The organism is Micromonospora sp. DSM 43699 (genome assembly GCF_055517075.1).
Genome location: NZ_JBTMMT010000155.1, coordinates 1 through 1,063, shown reverse-complemented (window position 1 = coordinate 1,063; position 1,063 = coordinate 1). Strand labels below are relative to the sequence as shown.

The 1,063-nt window shown below is 70.3% G+C and carries 1 protein-coding gene; it reads right to left on the bottom strand.

Going from position 1 to position 1,063, the window contains the following annotated elements:
- On the bottom strand, positions 1–1,027 hold a 1,027-nt coding region (locus AC0AIB_RS31000; protein ID WP_465098046.1), incomplete at its 3' end, for an acyl carrier protein.
- Between the last annotated feature and the right edge of the window lie 36 nt (positions 1,028–1,063).

Sequence of the window (1,063 nt, the reverse complement as noted above, 5' to 3'; positions counted from 1 at the left end):
ACTCACCCTGACGCAACGACTGGGCAGCCAGATGAAGCGCGACCAACGAGGACGAACACGCCGTGTCGACAGTGACCGCCGGCCCCTCCAACCCGAAGGTGTAGGCCACCCGACCCGACGCGACGCTTGCGGTGTTACCCGTCAGCAGATAACCGTCATGTCCGCCGGACGGCTCGTGCAGCCGTGGCCCGTACTCCTGCGCCGTCGCGCCGACGTACACGCCGGTGCGGGTGCCGCGCAACCCGGCCGGGTCGATCCCGCCGTGCTCGATGGCCTCCCACGCCGTCTCCAGCAGCAGCCGCTGCTGCGGATCCATCGCCGCCGCCTCGCGGGGGCTGATGCCGAAGAACTCGGCATCGAACCGGTCCGCGTCGTGTAGGAAACCACCAGTGGTGGCGTAGGTCTTGCCGGGGCTGTCCGGATCGGAGGCGAAGAGCGAGTCGAGGTCCCAGCCGCGGTTGGTCGGAAACCCGTCGATCGCATCGACCTCGCCGTTGACCAGACGCCAGAGGTCCTCCGGAGAGGCGACCCCTCCCGGCAGCCGACAGGCCATGCCCACGATCGCGATCGGCTCGTCGAGGGCGGCGGCCCCGTACGTGTCGTCACCCTGGCGCTGACCCTCGTCCAGGCCGAGGAGCTGACCGCCGAGGTGTTCGGCGAGTACCGCCGGGGTCGGGTAGTTGAAGAGGAGGCCGGAAGGCAGGGAGAGCCCGGTGACCCTGTTCAGCGCGTCGCGAAGCTCGACGGCCGCGAGGGAGTCGAAGCCCAGGTCGTTGAATGTCGTGTCGATGTCCACGTCGCGCGCCGATCCGTGGCCGAGGACCGCGGCGACGTGCGTACGGACCAGCTCCAGCTCATCGCCGCGCGACGCGGACCGCTTCGGGGCGCTCCGCCCGGCCGCGACGGGCGGGACCTGAGCCGGCGCGACCGCCGGGTCGTCCAGCCAGAAGCGTCGGCGTTGGAAGGCGTACGTCGGTAGATCCACCACACCCACACCCGGCAACAACCGCTCCCACTCCACCCCCACCCCATGCACATGCACACGCGCCAGAGCCGTCACCAG